The organism is Nonomuraea cypriaca, assembly GCF_015645445.1.
GTDB classification, from domain to species: domain Bacteria; phylum Actinomycetota; class Actinomycetes; order Streptosporangiales; family Streptosporangiaceae; genus Nonomuraea; species Nonomuraea cypriaca.
In genome coordinates, this window is sequence record NZ_JADOGI010000448.1 from 1 (window position 1) to 3152 (window position 3152).

Below are 3152 nucleotides of genomic sequence, written 5' to 3' on the forward strand. Positions count from 1 at the left end.
GGGCGTGGGCGTGGCGGTGGGGGTGGCCGACGGCTGGGACGCGCTCGGCGACGCCGCCGAGGGCGGGCTCTGCGACGGGGACGCGACGACCGCCGAAGAGCCCGGCGGGCCGTCCTCGCTCGCCGTGTTGTCGGCGGGGGCCGAACGCAGGCCGAGGTACGCGCCGAGACCGGCGACGAGCACGACCGCCGCGGCCGCCGCGACGACCGTCCTGACCTGCACCTGCCGCTGGTCGGGCCGACCCGCGTCCATCGTGGACTCGGCCGGCGGCAACGGACCGCCGGTGGCCGGCGTGATCCGCGCGCCGGTCTGGGGGACCTCCGGGGCCAGGTTCAGTAGCAGGTTGGGGTCGGTCGGGGTTTCGTCCACGGCCGGAGGGGGCGCCTCGCGCGACTTTCCCTGTGCGGGGGCCTGGCGCAGCCTGCCGAGGCCGGGCGACCTGCGCGGCGTGGTGGGGGCCGGCACCTCCAGCTCCTGCGCGGCGGGGAACTGCGCCGTAGGGGGCGGGTTCGACTGTGCGATGGCCTGGCGCAGCAGACGCTGCGCCTCCTCGTACGTGGTCCGCTGCACCGGCTCCTTGACCAGCAGCCCGCTGATCACCTCCGTGAGCGGGCCGGCGTGCGAGGCGGGATCGGGCTCGTCGGTCAGCACGGCGTGCATCGTGGCGAGCGCCATGCCGCGCTCGTGCGGCGAGCGGCCCTCCACGGCCGTGTAGAGCGTCGCGCCGAGCGCCCACAGGTCGGACTCGCGCCGCGCGGGCAGCCCCTTGAGCCGCTCGGGCGCGATGAACGCCGGTGTGCCCGCCAGGCCCGTCATGGTGAGCTGCGTCTCGGTCTCCAGCGTGGCGATGCCGAAGTCGGTGAGCACCACCCGGCCGTCGTCGGCGAGCAGCACGTTCTCGGGTTTGACGTCCCGATGCAGCACACCCGACTCGTGCGCCCGGTGCAACGCGTCGAGCATGGCCAGCCCGATCTCGGCCACCCGCTTGGGCGGCAGCGGCCCCTCCTGCTTGATCACGGCGCCCAGGGAGCGCGACTGAACGAGCTGCATGACGATCCAGGGCCGGCCATCCTCCTCGATCACGTCGTGGACGACGATCACGTTGGGATGCTCGAACCTGGCCGCCGCTCGCGCCTCACGCATGGTCCGCCGGTTCAGCAGCTGTACCTCTTCGCCCAGGGCGGCGGCGTACCTGACCTCCTTGACCGCGACCGTGCGGTCGAGGAGCTCGTCGTGGGCACGCCACACAATGCCCATACCGCCCCTGCCGATGGGTTCCTGCAGCTGGTAGCGGCCGGCGATGCGACGTCCGTCCTGCTTCCGATCCGACATCAACGGCCTCAAACCCCTCCTCTAGGCCAAGAAATACTCCCATAGCGAGGGATCAACGGCGACTCACCGGAGGGCCAGTCCGCCATGTGAGAAGGGCTGTCCAGCAGGTGGAGGGGTGGGTGTAGGGTTTTAGACATGACTTGTCGCCACGCGTTTATCGAGCCGGCTCTGGGAGAGCCGGTCGTTCGCTAGCGACCTCCTGGAGTCGGCACGAGGCAGAGACGCCCGTCTCTGCCTTTTTGGTTTTTCCGCCGGCTCCTGAGGGCCGGCCCGAGTGGGGAGTCGTCGAATGTCATCGACCTTGGAACGGCATGCGGTCGCCGTGGGTGAGCTGCTCGTGGGGGACGGGCCCGCCGTCGTGATCGGGCGCCGGGTCAGCCTGCGGGCGCAGCGCGGACGGGTGGACGCGTACGAGGTGCTGCGGGATCGCGCCACGCTGGTGGAGCCGTCGTCGGCGGCGGACCTGCCCGCGATCGCCGAACTGGCCGACGCCGTGGTGGTGGGGGCGTCGTGGACGCGGGACATCCCGCTGGTGCGGGCGGCGGCGGGGCTGGCGCTGCCGGTGGTCGTCGAGCGGCGGGTCGCGGCGTCTCTGGAGGAGTGGCTGGGGCTGGCCGACTACTGCGCGGCCGAGGGGGACGGGCGGGTGATCCTCTGCGAGTCCGGCCACCTCGACCTGGCGCTCATGCGGGCCGCGCGGGCCGCGTCCGGGCGGCCGGTGCTCGCCGACGTCTCCAGGAACATCGGCCTGTCCGCCGCCGCCGTGGCCGCCGGCGCCGACGGTCTGGTCGTCGGGGGTCCTGGCCACGGCACGGCGGCCCCTTACGCGGGCGTCGTCGCGGGCGGCCTCGCCACGGGCGGCGGACTCACGGGCGACAGACGCCTCGCGGGCGGCCGCGACCTCACCATCGTCGCGGCCGGCCACCTGACGCGCCCTATGAGCGTGGCCCCCACGAGAGAGGCCACCCCCAGCGCTGGAACCGGCGATCTGGCTCACGGCGAGGCTGGTGATGCGACGCACGGCGATGCCGGTGGCGGGAGACACGGCGATGCCGGTGGTGGGGCTGGCGGCGTGGCCGGCGGTGGGAACGGTGACGGGTCCGGTAGTGGTGCCGGTGGCGGGGCCGGCGGTGCCGGTGGTGGGGTTTTGGGCTCGGGGGTGTGGGCCGGGGTGGATCCAGGCGGCGAGGACGGTGAGGTGGCGCTGCGGATGGCCGAGGAGGCAGTGACAGTCGTCGGCGCGTTGCTCCGGGACGAGTCGCCTGCGACGTTGCCCGAGTGCCGGGAGGCGATCGACCGGGTGGACGCCGCGCTTGCCACGCTGCTCGAACGCCGGGCCGCGCTGGCGGGCATCGTCCAGCGGATCAAGCCGGTCGGCGGGTTCGCCGGGCGCGACTTCGCGCGGGAGCAGGCCCTGGTGGCCAAGATGGCGGTGCGGGCGCCGTCGCTCGGTGAGGCGCGGCTCGCACCCATCATGAACGCCGTCATCGAGGCGGGCCTCCACCTGGCCGAGGAACGCGCGGGAAAGTGAGCGCCCCCGTTCCCAAGCGCCACGCCCCACATTTGTGGCAAACCCGCACCCGAGTGGCGCAGTCGCCCGCGCCCATGTGATGACGCCATGCCCGAGCGGTGGTGAACCCAGCCCGAGGGAGCGGTGCTCGCGTCTTAGCGGCGGTGGTGCGTCGCGCGTGGGTGGTGGTCTCCGAGCAGCGCAGGGATGTGTCGGCGCCTGAGCGGCGGTGGCGCCTATGCCCGCGGGCGGTGAACCGAGCCCGGGGGAGTGGTGTCCGCGGCTGGGTGGTGGTGGCGTCGGGGTGGGT

At 73.5% G+C, this 3152-nt stretch carries 2 protein-coding genes; one reads left to right on the top strand and one right to left on the bottom strand.

The features are described 5' to 3' along the window. Positions 1 to 1332 (bottom strand): serine/threonine-protein kinase (locus tag ITP53_RS54615; RefSeq protein ID WP_195903356.1); only part of this gene is annotated, 1332 nt, incomplete at its 3' end. 289 nt (positions 1333 to 1621) lie between these two features. Between ITP53_RS54615 and ITP53_RS60880 the strand changes: the two genes are divergently transcribed. Beyond that, positions 1622 to 2863 carry a chorismate mutase gene (locus ITP53_RS60880; protein WP_328818883.1) on the top strand — a complete coding sequence of 414 codons (1242 nt, stop codon included), beginning with the start codon at positions 1622 to 1624 and terminating at the stop codon, positions 2861 to 2863. Positions 2864 to 3152: the final 289 nt, after the last annotated feature.